We start from the raw sequence: 16,160 nt of genomic DNA on the forward strand, positions 1-16,160 counted from the left end.
CCCCTACCCTACCGCCGCCGGCGGCTCGCCGCCGATCTTGCCCAGCATGATCACCGCTTGCGTCCGGTTGTCGACGCCGAGCTTCTGCAGCACCGCAGAGACATGCGCCTTGATGGTGGCCTCCGAGACGCCGAGCTCGTAGGCGATCTGCTTGTTGAGCAGGCCGTCGGCCAGCATGCCGAGCACGCGGGTCTGCTGCGGCGTCAGCGATTGCAGCCGCCGGATGATGTCGGAGATCTCCGGGTCCTGCTCGGTGCCGAGGTCGACGCCGACCGGCGCGGCGATGTCGCCGGCGAGCACGGTCCTCACCGCGGCGCGGATATCCTCCATGCTGGCGGATTTGGAGATGAAGCCGGAGGCGCCGAGCTCCAGCGAGCGGCGGATCGTCTCGGGATCGTCATGCGCCGAGACCACGACGACCGGCACCGAGGCGTGCAGGCCGCGCAGCGAGATCAGGCCGGACAGGCCGGAAGCGCCGGGCATCGAAAGATCGAGCAGCAGCAGGTCGAGCTCGCCATTGCCGGCCACCAGCGCCTTGGTCGCCTCGAAGTTGCCGGCCTCCAGGATCTCCGCCACGCCGTCCAGGCCGGAAAGCGCCTGCTTCAGCGCGCCGCGGAACAGCGGATGGTCGTCCGCGATCACGAACCGGTAGCCAGAAGGCAAATCTTCCTCCCCCGTGCCGCCCGACATTCTTGTGTTCGAAGCGGGATGCGCCGCGATTATGCGGCCGGGTCGCCGTTTTTCAAGCGCAAAGGCCCGAACCGCACAGATGATCGCCCCATGCTCGCAAATCCGAGGCCGCTACTCCCAGAAAGGCCGCGTCTCGTGGAGCTCCCGCCACAAAGCCTTCGCGCCCGTCCAGCCGAGCTCGGCGCGCGCCTGGCTGGCGCCGAGCATCCAGCCGACGGCGCGGTGCACGACGATGTCGCCGCCGGCGAGACTCGCGTCGGAGAGCATCGCCTTCACCGTCGCGGCATCGTTGAGGTCGCCGAACACCAGCTGCAGCCGCTTCAGCCGCTTCAGGAACGGCGCGACGCGCTTCTTCGGATAGAGCGCGGCGAAGAACTCGACGGCGTAGCGCAGCTTCTTCAGCGCCTTGCGCAGCTCGTGCCGCTGCTCGACGTCGAGGCTCTCCAGCCCCTTGGCGCGCCTGCGCACCTTCTTCCAGCACCTCGCCAGCGCCGCGCCGGCGAGGTCGGCGACCGCCGGCGCCGGCCGCCGCGGCTGGTCGGAAGCGCCGGCGGCAAGCCAGCCGCGCGTTTCCGCGAAGCAGGCAAGATCGAGCAGGAAGCGCTGCGCCCGCCCTTCAGCCAGCAACACGCGCAACTGCCGGCGCTGCCCGCCCGCCCGTTCGGAAAGGGCCTGCGCCAGCACCATCAGGCCGGGCTCGTCCGGATGCCGCTCCGCCTCGCGGCGCACTATGGCGTCGGCGGCGACGTCGAGATCGCGCAGCAGCCCGACCTCCTGCCCGAGCCAGCGGGCCTCGCCGGCCAGCCGCTCCATCTCCGCGCCCCCGAGCACGGACGCGTGGACGGAAAACACGCTGCGCAGCCGGCGCAGGCCGACCCGCAGCTGGTGAGGCCCTTCGAGATCGTTCAGCGCCCGCACCACCAGCATGTTGGTGGCGATCTGGTCGAAACACTCGCGCAGGACGTCCTGCGCCGCCTGCTCGGCCGTCAGCCCGCGCCGGGGGTTCGTCGGCAGCGCGTTGCGCGGCTCGAGCGGCGGATCGATCGCCCCCGTCTCCGCCAGCAGATAGCCGCGTGCCGCCTTGGAGAAGCGCGAAAAATGCAGTCCTCCTTCCGGAAACAGCATGCCGGCGACACCGAACAGGCCGGCGGGACTGCCTTCGAGCAGCTCGATCTCGGCTTCCCGCAATTCGGCGGAGCGCCCCGCGGCGCGGATGTCGCCGATATCCACCGCGAGCTCGGCCAGCGTGCCGTCGGCGAGCGACACCCGCCCGGCGCGCCGCTCGATCAGCGTCTCGCAGACGGGGTGCAGCGCGGCGCCGTCGACACGGCGCGAGACTTCGGCGCGCACAGCCTCGACCGGAATCGCATCAATGCACAGCTTTCCGCCCGGCGCCGGGCTTTCCACCTCCTCGGCCTGCGACAGCCCGCCATGCAGGCCGGCCCTGATCTTGACGGTCTGGATCCAGCGGCGACCGTCGCGGCGCAGCCGCAGCGAGATGCCGGCGGCCTTCAGCGCATGGTCCGGCGTGTCGAAATAGATGCTGCGCAGCGTCCGCCGGACGGGCTTTTGCGTCGCCAGCTTCAGCGCCCGGGCGCGGCCCCAGACCGCGTTCGCCGTCGCCTCGTCGAGGACGAGTTTCAGCTCGGTTTCGCTCATGCCGCCGCTTTGATTGGCCGGCGCAAACCTAGCCGCGCGAACGCGGGCGGGCAAGAGTGACCGCCAGCACCCCGATCTCCCGCGACGCAATGGTCAAAAAAACCCCATTTGCTCTTGCCCCCTCTCCGTCTCGCCCTTCGGGCTCGCCACCTCTCCCCCGCTTTGCGGCAGGCAATCGCATATGCGTTTTACCCCCACCCCTAACCCCTCCCCCTTAAGGGGGAGGGGATTCTGAAGCCGTCGGGCGGGGCGAAATCGCTGACGGTTAGCGTCTGGCAGAGCTGCGGCTGAATCCCCTCCCCCTTGAGGGGAGGGGTTAGGGGTGGGGGTAAAATGCGATTGCCCTGCACTTCGCGGGGGAGAGGTGGCGAGCCCGAAGGGCGAGACGGAGAGGGGTCTTACTGGTCCAGGTTCGTGACCGGCGGAACCAGACACCCCGGATTCATGATGCCTTGCGGATCGAAGGCGGCCTTGAGCGCTCGAACGGCGGCGCGCTGGTTGGGCGCAAGCCCCGCCAGGAAGACGTCGCGGCGGCTGCGGCCGACGCCGTGCTCGGCGCTGAAGGAGCCGCCGAGGTCGCGGGCGACGGCATAAAGGCCCTGCAGCAGGCGCCTGCCCTCCTCCCGGATGCGCTCGGGCGCAAGGCCGAGCGGCGGCATGACGTTGAAATGGATGTTGCCGTCGCCGGCATGGCCGTAGGCGATCGGCAGCCAGCCCGGCCAGTCCGCCGCGACGTAGGCGCGCGCCTGGTCGATCAGCCGCGGCACGTCGCTCAGCCGCACCGACAGGTCGGTGCGGACATGCATGCCGCGCCTGGCCTGGCCTTCGACGAGATCCTCGCGGATCGCCCAGAAGGCCTGCGCCTGGGCGCGGCTCTGGGCGATGGCGCCGTCGCCGAGCAGGCCGGCCTCGAAAGCTTCGGCAAGCAGCGTCTCCAGCAACGCGCGGCCGTCGATGGCCGCGCTGCAGGCGAGCTCCATGACGATGTGGACCGGCCACTCGTCGGCCAGCGGCACGCGCGTCGCCGGATTGCTCAGCACGGCCAGCGGAATGCATTCGCCGCCGATCACCTCGAAGGCGGTCAGCAGGTCGGAGCAGACGCGCCGCGCCAGCCCGAACAGCGCCATCGCCTCGGCGAAGGAGCGGGCGCCGAGATAGGCGGTTTCGATGTTGGCCGGGCGCGGAAACAGCTTCACCTCGACACCGGTAATCACGCCGAGCGTGCCTTCCGAGCCGATCAAAAGCTGCTTCAGGTTGTAGCCGCGATTGTCCTTGCGCAAGCCGGTCATGCCCTGCCACAGGCTGCCGTCGGGCAGCACCACTTCCAGCCCGAGCACAAGGTCGCGCGTCATGCCGTAACGCAGCACGTTGATCCCGCCGGCATTGGTGGCGACATTGCCGCCGATCTGGCAGGAGCCCTGCGCCCCAAGCGCCAGCGGAAACAGCATGTTTTCGGCCTCGGCCGCATCCTTGAGCGTCTGCAGCACCACGCCGGCATCCGCCTGCAGGGTGAAGTTGGCGGCGTCGATGCGGCGGATGCGGTTCAGCCGCTCCAGAGAGACGATCACCGCCGGCCGGGCGCCGTCCGAGATCGCGCCGGCCACCAGCCCGGTATTGCCGCCTTGCGGCACGATGGCGACGCCATGCTCGCCGCAAAGCCGGACGACCGCCTGGACCTGTTCGACCGTGGCCGGCCGCAGCACCGCCAGCGCCGCGCCGCCGTAGTCGCCGGTCCAGTCATGCAGGTAGCGGGCGGCGTCCGGAGAGCCGCCGCCAATAATGCCCGAGGCATCGAGCACGCCTGCGAAGGCGGCAAGCACGGCCTCCCGCTGCGACTCGTTCAGGCCGGCCGCGCCGGCCGATGGCTCGGAGGCGAGAGACATCAGCCGAAATAGCGCACGCGGAAGGCGTCGATGGCTACGGCGATGAAGATCATCAGGCCGCCGATCATACCGACATAGAAGGACGGCACCGAGATGATCGCCAGGCCGACCTGGATGACGGTGAGCAGCAGCACGCCGCCGAGCACGCCGACGACGTTGCCGCGGCCGCCGAACACGCTGACGCCGCCTATGATGGGTGCTGCGATCGCGTAGAGCAGGTAGCTCGAGCCCTGGTTGGAGGTGATCGCCATCTGCCAGGAGGCGAGCAGGAAGCCGCCGACGCCGGCCAGGAAGCCGGCGATGGTGAAGGTGATGATCTTGATGCGGTCGACGCGCACGCCGGCGGAGTTGGATGCCACCGGGTTGCCGCCGACCGCATAGATGCTGCGGCCGAGCACGGTGTTGCGCAGCAGCACGGCGACGGCGACCAGCGCCATGATGAAGATGACCGGCATCACCGGCCAGCCGCCGATCGCCGCCTGGCCGATCCACACATAACCGTCCGGCAGGTTGGTGATGGTGCGGCCCTGGGTCAGCGCCAGCAGCGCGCCCTGCAGGATGATCATCATCGACAGGGTCTGGATCAGCGAGACCATCCGCAGCTTCGTGATGCACAGGCCGTTGAAGAAGCCGATCAGCGTGGCGACCGCCACACCCACCAGCATGGCGAGCACCCAGGGCAGGCCGAGGTCGGAATAGGCCATGGCGCCTATCGCCGAGGAGAAGCCGAGATTGGCCGGCAGCGACAGGTCGATCTCCGCCACCAGCAGCGGCAGCGCCACGGCGAGCCCGATCATGCCGAGCACGGTCGCCTGCACCATGATGTTCTGCAGGTTGAAGGTGGTGAAGAAGAATTCGTTGAACAGGCCGAAGATCACCACCAGCGCGATCAGCCAGATCCACACGACATTGTGCAGGACCCAGCCGAGCACCGAACGCCCACCCTCCTGCGAGGCGGGGGCGGAAGCGGGCTTGGCCGCGGTTGTCGTCGCTTGGCTCATGGTTTTCTTCCCTGACTGCCGGTCCTCACGCACCCGCCTTGTCCCCGGCGGTGCGGCGCAGGCGCTCGCTGGAGATCGCATCTCCATAAATCTCCTCGCGGATCGAGCCGGCGTCGAAGACGCAGACGCGGTCGACGACGCGCACGATCTCGTCGGTGTCGGTCGACACGATGATCACCGATACGCCCGAGCGGCTCAGCTCGTCGATGATGCGCAGCACGTCCTGCTTGACGCCGATGTCGATGCCGCGGGTCGGCTCGTCGAGGATGAGCAGGCGCGGCTCGGTCGCCAGCACGCGGCCGAGGCACACCTTCTGCTGGTTGCCGCCGCTCAGCGTGTCGGCGACGGTGGCCGGCCCGGCCGCCTTGATCCCCATCGCCCTGAAATAGCGGCCGGCCAGCGCCTGCTCCGCCTCCGGTCGGAGGAAGCCGGAGCGTGCCACCGCCGACAGCGACGACAGCGAGATGTTCTCGCCGATGGTCATGCCGGCGACCAGGCCGTCGCGGCGGCGGTCGTCGGACAGGAAGGCGATGCCCATGTCGAAGGCGCCACGCGGCGTGGCGGGCAGCGCGCGGGCCGGCTCGCCGGCGAAGGCGATGGTGCCGGAACGGATCGGCGCCAGGCCGAAGATGGCGCGCGCCAGCTCCTTGGCCCCGGCGCCGGGAAGGCCGGTGAAGCCGACGATCTCGCCGGCATGGAGATCGAGCCGCGGCACCGCGATCCGATCGCTGGCGATATCGCGCAGTTGCACAGCCGGCGCGCCGTCGGTGAAGGTCCGGCGCTGGCGCTGGAACAGCACCAGGCCGCGCCCCAACACAAGCTCGGACAGTTGCTCGGAGGTCAGGCTGGCGACGTCCTCTGTGCCGCCGGCGAGCGCGCCGTCGCGCAGCACCGAGCAGGCGTCGCAGATTTCCAGGATCTCGTCGTTGTAATGCGAGATGAAGATGAAGGTGACGCCCTGCGCCTTGAGCTGGCGCATGAAGTCGAAGAGCTGGGCCCGGTCCGCGACCGTCAGGGCCGCCGTCGGCTCGTCGAGGATGATGATCTTGCCGCCGCTGAACATGGCGCGCAGGATGTTGAGCTTGCGCCGCGCCACCGCATCCAGCCGGCCGGCCATCGCCTGCGGGTCTATGCCAGTGCCTGTCAGCATGCGCGCCGCATCAGCCTTGAGCTTGCGCCAGTTGACGAAGCCGCGGCGGCTCGGCCAGATGCCGAGCATCAGGTTCTCGGCTGCAGTCACATGGTCGATGATCATCGGCTCCTGGGTGACCAGGAACACGCCGGCCTTCTCCATCGCTTTGACGTCGACGTTTTCGACCGGCCGGCCGTCTAGATAGATGGTGCCTGCGGTCGGAATGCGCTGGCCCGAGATCAGCCCGACCAGCGTCGACTTGCCGGCGCCGTTCTCGCCCAGCAGCCCGTGGATCGTGCCGCGGCGGATGCCGAGCGACACGTCGCGCAGCGCCAGCGTCGGGCCGTAGCGCTTGCTGAGGTTCTCGACCCTCAGGATGAACGGGTCTTCGCCGGTCTGTCTGACGGAAACGGCTGTCAATACAAACTCCGGATCGGTTGAACGGCAATCAGGCGATGCATTCGCTCGCGCGGCAAGTGCCACGCCGGCGGAAACCGGCGTGGCACGGGGAGGAAGCGGCTAGCGCGGTCGATCAGGTGTAGGGAATGCCCCATTCCTTCTCCGAGATGGCGCCCCAGTGGCGCTTGTCGGCGGAATTGCTGCCGTCGATCACGAAGGGCGGGATGATCAGCGTCGGGCCGGTGGCGCCGGCGACGATGTCGCCCTTCTCCCAGAAATACTTCTTGTTCTCGTAGGCACCGATCGGCACGGCCTCGCCCTTGATCGAGTGTTTTGTCAGCATCTCGACCGCGATCTCACCATAGGCGATCGGGTCCTGCGACACGCAGGAGTCCATGAAGCCATCCTGGATCCATTTCAGCGCGACCGGCTCGCCGTCGATGTTGACGAAGATCACGTGGCCTTCCTCGCCGACCTTCTTCCAGCGGCCCTTCTGCTGGAGCGCGGTGACGATGCCGCGCGACGGCGAGTCCGACGGCGCATGCACGGCGTCGAGGTCGGGGAACTCGGAAAGGGTGGAGAGGGTAACGGCCAGCATCTGGTCGAGCGCTCCCTCGGTCGGGCGAGCCAGATACTTGATGTCCGGATACTTGGCGAATTCCTCGTCCATGCCTTCCTTGCGCAGGCGCCAGGCGACGCTCTGGAGCGCGCCGAAGCAGTTCAGCACCGTGCCCTTCGGGCTGCCGTGCTTCTCGACGAGGCGCTTGATGATCTCCTGCGCCGCCATCACGCCGCCGAGCTTGTTGTCGAAGCTGACGGTGATGGCGACGTCGCCGCCGTCCGACGGCGTGTCGATGATGGCGACCGGGATGCTCTTCTGGTTGTAGCGGCGGATGGCGCTGACGATCGCCTGGCTGTCGATCGGGTCGGAGACGATCGCCGACGGCTGGCTCAGCATCAGGCTCTGCCACTGCTCGAGCTGGCGGGTGTTGTCGAAGCTCGCATTGGTCGCCTGGAAGCGCATCTTGTTGGCTTCGACCGCGCGCTTCACCGCCTCTTCCTGGATGACGAAGAAGTAGTAGTCGAGGCTCTTGTTGCTGAAGGGGATGAAGCCCCCCTCCTGCGCCCAGGCGCCCTTGCCCAGCAGCGCGCTGGCGCCCAGCGTCGCGCCGATTGCCCCGCCGGCCTTCAGCAGGCCGCGACGCGAAATTCCATTCACTCGATCCATCAGTACCCTCCCTGAATGCATGATCTAGCTTTACTAGCTCTTCCGATCGGGCGCAAGAGGCTCCGGCAAGCGCGTGACGGAATCGTGAAACGGCTTGCCCGAAGTGCCAGTGCTTCTACAATCTACAAGCCTTTACAGCATCTTATGGCGACACGCCACAGAGCCTGCCGGAGGCAAAAAGGCATCCGTCGCTCGACGCATCCGTGCCGAGCATTCAACAAAAAGTAGGTTTCACTACGCTCGCATCTCGACGTGGGTGCTTCACGCGCCACGCAATGCGACGTAAGTGCTGCCGTCGAAGCGGCCGACCACCATGCCTCGCGACTCGCGCGTGAACAGGCCGTTCTCGACCACGCCCGGGATGCGGTTCAGCTCGATCTCCAGCCTGGCCGGCGCCGGGATGACGCCGCAGCGGCAGTCGAGGATGAAATTGCCGCTGTCGGTGACCACCGGCTGGCCGTCGCGCATGCGCCGCTCGATGACGGCGTTCTTGATGCGGTGGTCGGCCAGCGCCTCGGTCACCATGCGCTCCGTCTGCTTCCAGGCGAACTGCACGACCTCCACCGGCAGCGGGAAGCCGCCGAGCCGATCGACGATCTTGCTCTCGTCGCAGACCGTGATCATGCGCTTGGAAGCGTGCGCGATGATCTTCTCCCACAGCAGGCAGGCGCCGCCGCCCTTGATCATGTTGAAGTCGCGGTCGATCTCGTCCGGTCCATCCACCGTCAGGTCGATCTCGCCGATCTCGTTGGGGTCGGTCAGCGCGATGCCGGCCTCGCGGGCGACGTCGTTGGTGGAGCGCGACGTAGTCGTGCAGGTGAGCTTGAGGCCGTTGGCGACGTGCTTGCCGAGTTCGCGCACGAAGAAATGCGAGGTGGTGCCGGAGCCCAGGCCGAGCTTCATGCCGTCCGTGACGAATTCCTCGATGACCCGGCGGCCTGCGGCCTTCTTGGCTTCGTCCTGTGCGCTCATCAATGCTTTCCTTCGTCTCGGCCGCCCGGCGGCGGCGTCTAGATCTTCTCGGTCTGCCAGGAATCGAGGGCCGGCAACTGGTCGGGGAACTCGCTGCCGCTCGTCATGGCGATCGCCGTCACCAGCATGTTGACGACGAGATGGTGGTTGAGCCGCGACGCCAGCGGCGTCATCAGCTCGGTGCGGTCGTAGGGCAGCACGGCGATCAGCCCGTCGGAGACGTTGGCGAGCGGGCTGTCGGCGGCCGTCACCGACAGCACCCGCGCACCGCCGGCGCGCGAGGCGATCGCCACGTCGACCATCTGCTTGGTGTGGCCGGACTGCGAGAAGATCAGCGTCACCTCGTTCGGCCGCGCCGTCTCGGCATGCAGCCACTGCTTCTTGCGGCCGATCAAGGCGGCGCAACGCATGCCGAGGCGCTGGAACTTGTGCTCGGCGTCGATCGCCGTGATCTCGGAGATGCCGCTGGCGTAGATGCCAACCCAGGAGGCTGAATGCAGCAGTTTTGCCCCCGCCTCCACCTGCTGCGGCACGAGGTCCTCCAGCAGGCGCTGGATCGCGTTCAGCGAGTTGCGCGCCGTCTTGCGCACGACGTTCTGGATCGAGTCGCCCGGCACGATCTGCTCGTAGGCGAAGGGGGCGGAGGGCACGAGGCTCTGCGCCAGATGCAGCTTGAAATCCTGGTAGCCCTGGAAGCCGAAGCGGCGGCAGAAGCGCATGATGGTGGGGTCGCTGACGTCGCATTCCTGCGACAGCCGCGCCATGCTCATATGGATGACCTCGCCCGGATTGGCGCTGACGAAGCGCGCCACCCGGAGCTCGGCCGAGCCCATCTCGGCACTCTCCTGCACGATCCTCTGCAGAAGACTCGTGGCCATCTCTATCCCCCTTGCCCGACACGAACGGGTTCGGAGTTGGCGCCGAGATCGCGCAGCCGGTCAAGCCGCCATTCCGGCGCCACCGCCACCTCGCCGCCGCCGCCCCAGGACACAGCATAGAAGGGCACGCGCGCCGCCTGGGCGGTGGCCTGGTCGACCTTGGTGTCGCCGACATAGGCCCACGACAGGCCGTCCAGCCCCATGCGCCCGGAAACCGCCAGCAGATGCGCCGGGTCCGGCTTGCAGGCGGGCGCCGCGTCGGCGCCGACCACCACCTCGAACAGCGGCGCGATGCCGAGGATGTCCAGCACTTTCAGCGACAGGTCCTGAGGCTTGTTGGTGCAGATGCCCATGCGGATGCCCGTCCGGTGCAAAAACTCCAGGTCCTCGCGCACATGCGGGTAGAACAGCGTGCGCTCCGCCGGCGAGCGCGCATAGTTGGCGAGATACTCGCGCACCGCCTCGTCGACGGTCGCATCGTCGCTGGGCAGGCCGAGCTCCACGAACAGGTCGAGCAGCAGCCGGCGCGGGCCGAAGCCGATGAATTTTTCCACGAAGGCGACGCTCTGGACCGGCCAGCCGCGCCGCTCGAGCACCTGGTTGACCGACGCCGCTATATCCGGCGCGCTGTCGATCAGCGTGCCGTCGAGATCGAAGACGAGCGCCTCGTAGCGCCCCACTCGAAAGGTCATAAGGCGAGGCCTCCGTTTCCTCTAGCGGTCAAGCCGGGCTGCGCCGATCGCGGCGAAGCTCGGAGAAAGGGCGTCGTAGAGGCCGCGATAGACCTCGAAAGCGGACCGCATGGCGTCGCCGGCGGCCGCGTCTGGGGCCTCGCGCGTGACCGCACGGCAGGCCCTGGCCGCCTCGTCCGCGTCCGGCCACACGCCAATGCCGACGCCGGCGACCAGCGCTGCCCCGAAGGCGCCGCCCTCGGCCGCACCCTCGGTCGTCACAACGTCGCAGCCGAACAGGTCGGCCTGCATCTGCCGCCAAAGCACCGAGCGCGCGCCGCCGCCGGACGCCTTGATCAGCGTGCGGCCGATGCCGGCCTTCTCCATCAGCGCAAAAATGTCGAAGAGCGAGTGGGTCACGCCCTCCATGACGCTTCGGGCCATCTCCTCCGCGCCGTGACGCGTCGTCAGCCCGACGAACCCGCCGCGCGCCGACGGGTCCGGATGCGGGCAGCGCTCGCCGTTGAGATAGGGCAGGAAGAGCAGTCCGCGCGCGCCGACCGGGGCCTTTTCGGCAAGTGCCGCGATCTGCTCGGCCGTCGGCACGGCGCCGTCGGCGAAGCCCGCCAGCAGGGCGCGCAGCCACTCCACCGCCCCGCCGGCATTGAGCGACACGCCCATGCAGTGCCACTTGTCCGGCGCCACGTTGCAGAAGACCTGCAGTCGGCCATCGGGATTTTCGACCGGCTCGTCGAGCGCGGCCGCGAGAATGCCGGCCGTGCCGATGGTGGTCTGCAGTTCGCCCGGCGCGATCACGCCCGAGCCGATCGTCTGGATGACGCTGTCGCCGCCGCCGCCGACCACCGGGATGCCCGCCTTCAGGCCGAAAAGCACCGATCCCGACCGGCTCACCCGGCCGCTCACCACATGCGATTCATGGCAGGGCGGCAGCAGCGCGGCATCGATCTCCATGAGGTCGAGCAGGCCCGCCGCCCAGGCCCGGCGGCGCGGGTCGAACAGGCCGGTGCCGGATGCGTCGGAAACCTCGGTCGCCAGCTCGCCGGTGAGCACGAAGCGCAGATAGTCCTTGGGATTGAGCACATGGCGCAGCCGGCCGAACAGTTCCGGCTCGTGGTTGCGCATCCAGAGAATCTTGCCGCCGGTATAGCCGACGAGCATGCGGTTGTTGGTGTGCCGGAGCAGCCCCTCGATGCCGCCGGCGCGCGTCGTGATGTCGGCGCATTCTGCGCCGTTGCGCTGGTCGTTCCACAGAATCGCCGGCCGCAGCACCCGATGTTCGGCGTCGAGCGGCGTCAGCCCGTGCATCTGGCCGGAGAGGCCGATGGCCCCTACCTCGACGTCGGGCCGCAGCGCCAGCACGCCGGCGACCGCGGCGCGCGCGCCGTCGATCCACAGCCGCGGATCCTGCTCGGTCCAGCCCGGGTGAGGCTGCGACAGGCCGTAGGTTTCCGTCCGGCTGGCCAGCACGGCGCCGGTCGCGTCGATCAGCAGCGCCTTGCAGCCGGACGTGCCGATGTCGATGCCGAGAAGGCTTTGGGTCAAAACCTACCTCCCCTTCGGCTCGTCGTAGCGGATGCGGACATGCTTGAAGTTGAGGTATTCGAGCATGCCCTCGCGGCCGTGCTCGTAGCCGACGCCGCTCTGCTTGCGGCCGCCATAGGGCGCGTTCATGATGCCGGCGTCGACATTGTTGACGGCGACATTGCCGTAGTCCAGCCGCCCCGACAGATAGCGGATCTCGTCCATGTCCTTGGCGTAGACGTAGGATGCGAGGCCGTAGGGCGTGTCGTTGGCAAGCTCGATCGCCTCGTCGAGGCCGTCGAAGGCCATGACGCCGACCAGCGGCCCGAACGTCTCCTCGGTCATCACCTTCATGGCGTGCGTGCAGTCCGAGACCACCGTCGGGCGGAAGAAATGCCCGCGCGCAAAGGCCTCGCCCCGCGGCGCGCCGCCGCCGGCGACCAGCTTCGCGCCCTTGGCCAGCGCGTCGGCCAGATGTTCTTTTGTCTTGGCGAGCGGCTCGGCCGAGGCCATGGCGCCGACATCGGCGTCCGGCTTGTCGATGCCGTTGGCGATGACCAGTTTGTCCGCCGCCTCGCACAGGCGCTTCACGAACTCGGCCGCAATCGGCCGGGCGACGTAGATGCGGTTTATGGCGATGCAGATCTGGCCCATGTTGCGAAACGAGCGCCGCACCGCTCCCTTCACCGCCGCGTCGAGGTCGGCCGAGGCCGTCACGATCAGCGGGCAGTTGCCGCCGAGCTCCAGCGACAGCCGCTTGATGGTCGGGCACGACTGCTGGATGCGCAGGCCGACGGCGCTCGATCCGGTGAAGGCGATCTTGTCGACCCCGGGATGCTCGACCAGCGCCTGCCCGACCTTCGCGCCCGGTCCAGTCAGGACGTTGACGACACCTGCCGGAATTTTCGCCTTCTCGGCCATCCTTGCAATGGCGAGCGCGGTGAACGGCGTCAGCTCGGCCGGCTTGATGACGATGGTGCAGCCGGCGGCGAGCGCGCCGCACAGCTTCCAGCCGATCAGTTCCGCCGGGTAATTCCAGGGCGTGATCGCTCCGACTACCCCGATCGGCTCGCGCACGACCAGACTGTCGATGTCGGTCGTCGTGTTCGGCACGATCTCGCCATGAATGCGCACCGCCTCCTCGGCGTAGAAATGGCAGGCTTCCGCCAGCTTCAGGATCTCGCCCCTGGCCTCGTTGAGCGGCTTGCCCTGCTCCTGCGTCATGGTGCGCGCCATAGCGTCGGCTTCGGTTGTGATGGCATCGCCCAGCCGCCGCAGCGCTTTCGCACGCTCGGCCGGCGCAAGGCGCGACCAGATCCTGAACGCCTTGCGCGCCGCCGCAACCGCCGCGTCGATCTCGGCCGGCGTCGCCGCCGCGATGTGGCCCAGCACCTCGCCGGTGGCGGGATTCTCGACCGGAATCCGCTCCCCCTCGCCTCGGCGCCAATCGCCGTCTATGAAGAGTTTTTCGGCAAGGTCGTGTATCAAGGCCGGCATTCCTCCGCACTGCACGCGCGCCGCTCCACGAGCGACAAACCCTCATAATATAGATTTACTACTTCAGGCAAGCACCCGTTCCACGACCATGGAGAACCGCCTGTCCGGCAGCCATTTCGGATCAAGGCATTATTCGCAAACGATTTTATTGCGAATTGGCGACGGCGAGCACGCCGCTTGAGGCCTTCCCATGCCATCGGAATGCTGCTTTTTGCACGATGCCTTGATCAACAAAGCGGCCAAATGCTAGTGCTACTAACATCACGAGCCCGGCTGCTTCCGGCAACGACGTCTCGCATGGTATCTCGGCGCGGGCGTGGGGCTTACCCGCGCATGAAGGGAGGAATCGAATGTCATACATGTCGCAGTTCGAGTTGACCGGCCGCCTCGCGCTGGTCACGGGCGCGGGCCAGGGGATCGGCGAAGCCTGCGCCACGGCGCTCGCCGAGGCCGGCGCACGCGTCATCGTCACCGACCTCGACCCGGCGCGTGCCGAAGCCTCGGCGCAGCGGATCGCCGCCCGCGGGCTGCAGGCGGAATCGCGTCCGCTCGACGTCACCCGCACGGACCAGCTCGATGCCCTCGCCGGCGAGCTGCCGCCGCTCGACGTGCTGGTGTGCAATGCCGGCATCGCCTCCAACACGCCGGCCGAAGACGTCTCCGACGCGGAATGGGATCGTGTGATCGGCATCAACCTGACGGGCGTGTTCAAGACCTGCCGCGCCTTCGGCCGAAAAATGCTCGGCGCCGGCAAGGGCTCGATCGTCAATATCGGCTCGATGTCGGCCGACATCGTCAACACGCCGCAGCCGCAGTGCCACTACAATGCCTCCAAGGCAGGCGTGCACCATCTGACGCGGTCGCTGGCGGTGGAATGGGCGCTGCGCGGCGTGCGCGTCAACGCCGTGGCGCCGACCTATATCGAGACGCCGCTGCTCGCCAACCTCGAGGACCAGAGGGGCATGGTCGACCGCTGGATCGACCTCACCCCGATGAAGCGTATGGGCCAGCCGAGGGAGATCGCCTCGGTGGTGCTGTTCCTCGCCTCCGACGCCTCCAGCCTGATGACCGGCAGCATCGTGACGGCCGACGCCGGCTACACGTCGATCTGATCAACCCTGACGACTGTTTGAATGACCGCTCGACCCTCCGTCGAGAGGGGAAGGGCGGCGGGCTCGGCATAGCTCCCGCCCCTAGATGGCAGGGCAGTTGCACACGAATTCACCCCCACCCCTAACCCCTCCCCACAAGGGGGAGGGGAATCGGCTGGCACCTCGACCGCGCGCCACTCGTTGACGGTTGCGCGCCGCCATAGCGGCCGTAAAGTCCCCCTCCCCCTTGTGGGGAGGGGTTAGGGGTGGGGGTAGCGCCACAGCGATTACCCTGCCCTCTTAAGGAGGATGCCCAGCGTAGCGCGGCGGGCGACCAACGGCGTGCCACCCCCCAGATCTCAGGCCAGATCGATCGCCCTCTTCTCGGCGATGCTCTGCTCCGCCGCCAGCACGATGCGCAGCGAGTTGACCGCCGCGTCCATCGATTCCGACAGGTCGATATCCTCGCGGATCGCCTTCCGGAAAAACGCCTGCTCGCGGTCGCACAGTTCCTGATGCCCCGGCTCGTCGGTCATGGAAAAAATCTCGTCCGGCTTCGACCAGTTCTTGTCCTCGTCGACGGCCGCGTGGTGGATTTTGATGGCGTCGGTCTTGGTATGTTTGTCGATGTCGGCGGAATCGGAGAGCTTTTCCGCCTCCTTCGCCCCGCCGCCCTGGTTGGCGACGATCGATACGGCCCCCTTCGGCCCGACCACGTCCTTCACGAAATAGGCGACCTCGCTCATCATCGGGCCCCAGCCGGCCTCGTACCAGCCGACCGAACCGTCGTCGAAGGTGACGTGCAGGTGCCCGTAATTGTCCTTGTCGGCCTCCGCCCACAGTTTTGCGCCGATGCCGTGCACCCGCACCGGTTTCGCGCCGGTGAGCTGGCACATCACGTCGACATAATGCACGCCGCAGTCGACGATCGGGATCAGCGAGTCGATCAGGTTCTTGTGCCAGTGCCAGGCCGGGCCGCTCGACTGCTGGTTGAGGTTGAGCCGCATCACCAGCGGCTTGCCGAGCGTCCGGCCCATCTCGATGAACTTGATCCAGGAGGGATGGACGCGCAGGATGTAGCCCAGCACCAGCTTCTTGTTCCTGGCGCGCGCCGCGGCCACCACCTTCTCGGCGTCCTCGATGTTGGTAGCGATCGGCTTTTCCATGAAGACGTGGCAGCCGGCGTCGAACGCCTTCAGCGCGTATTCGGCATGGGTGTTCGGCCAGGAGTTGATCGACACCGCATCGGGTTTGGCCTCCCTCAGCGCCTGGTCGTAATCCTCGTAGAGCGGGTAGCCCTTCAGCTCGTCCGGGATCCTTTTGGCTTTGATCGAACGGCTCATCAGCCCGACGATCTCGAAACCGGGAATGCGATGATAGGCGCTGGCGTGCGACGCCCCCATGTTGCCGAGGCCGACGACGAGGATTTTGACTTTGTCAGGCATGGTGCCCTCCCGATAGCGCTATAGTTCCATGAAGGTCGGCGCTTCCCACCCCCCTCTGTCCTGCCGGACATC

13 protein-coding genes are annotated in these 16,160 nt (G+C 67.6%); 1 reads left to right on the top strand and 12 read right to left on the bottom strand.

Annotated elements, in window-relative coordinates; genetic code table 11:
• Positions 1 to 3 precede the first annotated feature (3 nt).
• From C7I84_RS27995 to C7I84_RS28045, 11 genes are all read right to left on the bottom strand, one after another.
• On the bottom strand, positions 4 to 663 hold the full coding sequence (locus C7I84_RS27995) for a response regulator transcription factor (RefSeq protein WP_106775517.1): 660 nt from the start codon (positions 661 to 663) through the stop codon (positions 4 to 6).
• A gap of 138 nt (positions 664 to 801) precedes the next feature.
• Positions 802 to 2,349 (bottom strand): CYTH and CHAD domain-containing protein, encoded by a 1,548-nt coding sequence (locus C7I84_RS28000; protein WP_106775504.1) that lies wholly within the window; start codon positions 2,347 to 2,349, stop codon positions 802 to 804.
• A 398-nt stretch (positions 2,350 to 2,747) separates the two neighbouring features.
• Positions 2,748 to 4,232 (bottom strand): FAD-binding oxidoreductase, encoded by a 1,485-nt coding sequence (locus tag C7I84_RS28005; RefSeq protein WP_106775505.1) that lies wholly within the window; start codon positions 4,230 to 4,232, stop codon positions 2,748 to 2,750.
• Positions 4,232 to 5,233 (bottom strand): ABC transporter permease, encoded by a 1,002-nt coding sequence (locus tag C7I84_RS28010; RefSeq protein ID WP_106775506.1) that lies wholly within the window; start codon positions 5,231 to 5,233, stop codon positions 4,232 to 4,234. The genes C7I84_RS28005 and C7I84_RS28010 overlap by 1 nt, the downstream gene beginning before the upstream one ends.
• Positions 5,234 to 5,258: 25 nt before the next feature.
• On the bottom strand, positions 5,259 to 6,785 hold the full coding sequence (locus C7I84_RS28015) for a sugar ABC transporter ATP-binding protein (protein WP_106775507.1): 1,527 nt from the start codon (positions 6,783 to 6,785) through the stop codon (positions 5,259 to 5,261).
• A gap of 112 nt (positions 6,786 to 6,897) precedes the next feature.
• A complete protein-coding gene (locus C7I84_RS28020) occupies positions 6,898 to 7,992 on the bottom strand; it encodes a substrate-binding domain-containing protein (protein WP_106775508.1) in 1,095 nt (364 codons plus the stop codon).
• Positions 7,993 to 8,253: 261 nt separating this feature from the next.
• Entirely contained in the window at positions 8,254 to 8,964 is a 711-nt protein-coding gene (gene rpiA / locus C7I84_RS28025; RefSeq protein ID WP_207771083.1) for a ribose 5-phosphate isomerase A, read from the bottom strand.
• 38 nt (positions 8,965 to 9,002) lie between these two features.
• Positions 9,003 to 9,842, bottom strand: coding sequence for a MurR/RpiR family transcriptional regulator (locus C7I84_RS28030; protein WP_106775510.1), 840 nt, complete (start codon positions 9,840 to 9,842; stop codon positions 9,003 to 9,005).
• Positions 9,843 to 9,844: 2 nt separating this feature from the next.
• Positions 9,845 to 10,534, bottom strand: a complete 690-nt coding sequence (locus C7I84_RS28035) for an HAD-IA family hydrolase (RefSeq protein WP_207771084.1) — start codon at positions 10,532 to 10,534, stop codon at positions 9,845 to 9,847.
• Between the two features lie 21 nt (positions 10,535 to 10,555).
• A complete protein-coding gene (gene xylB, locus C7I84_RS28040) occupies positions 10,556 to 12,076 on the bottom strand; it encodes a xylulokinase (RefSeq protein ID WP_106775512.1) in 1,521 nt (506 codons plus the stop codon).
• Positions 12,077 to 12,079: 3 nt separating this feature from the next.
• Positions 12,080 to 13,543: an aldehyde dehydrogenase family protein gene (locus C7I84_RS28045; protein WP_207771085.1), complete on the bottom strand. Its 1,464-nt coding sequence runs from the start codon at positions 13,541 to 13,543 to the stop codon at positions 12,080 to 12,082.
• Between the two features lie 359 nt (positions 13,544 to 13,902).
• Here C7I84_RS28045 and C7I84_RS28050 point away from each other — a divergent pair, with 359 nt between their 5' ends.
• Positions 13,903 to 14,664, top strand: a complete 762-nt coding sequence (locus C7I84_RS28050) for an SDR family NAD(P)-dependent oxidoreductase (RefSeq protein WP_106775514.1) — start codon at positions 13,903 to 13,905, stop codon at positions 14,662 to 14,664.
• A gap of 338 nt (positions 14,665 to 15,002) precedes the next feature.
• Here the strand turns inward: C7I84_RS28050 and C7I84_RS28055 are convergent, their stop codons facing one another.
• On the bottom strand, positions 15,003 to 16,088 hold the full coding sequence (locus tag C7I84_RS28055) for a Gfo/Idh/MocA family protein (protein WP_106775515.1): 1,086 nt from the start codon (positions 16,086 to 16,088) through the stop codon (positions 15,003 to 15,005).
• Positions 16,089 to 16,160 lie beyond the last annotated feature (72 nt).

Origin of the sequence: Kumtagia ephedrae (genome assembly GCF_003012745.1) — a bacterium.
Classification (GTDB): Bacteria; Pseudomonadota; Alphaproteobacteria; order Rhizobiales; family Rhizobiaceae; genus Kumtagia; species Kumtagia ephedrae.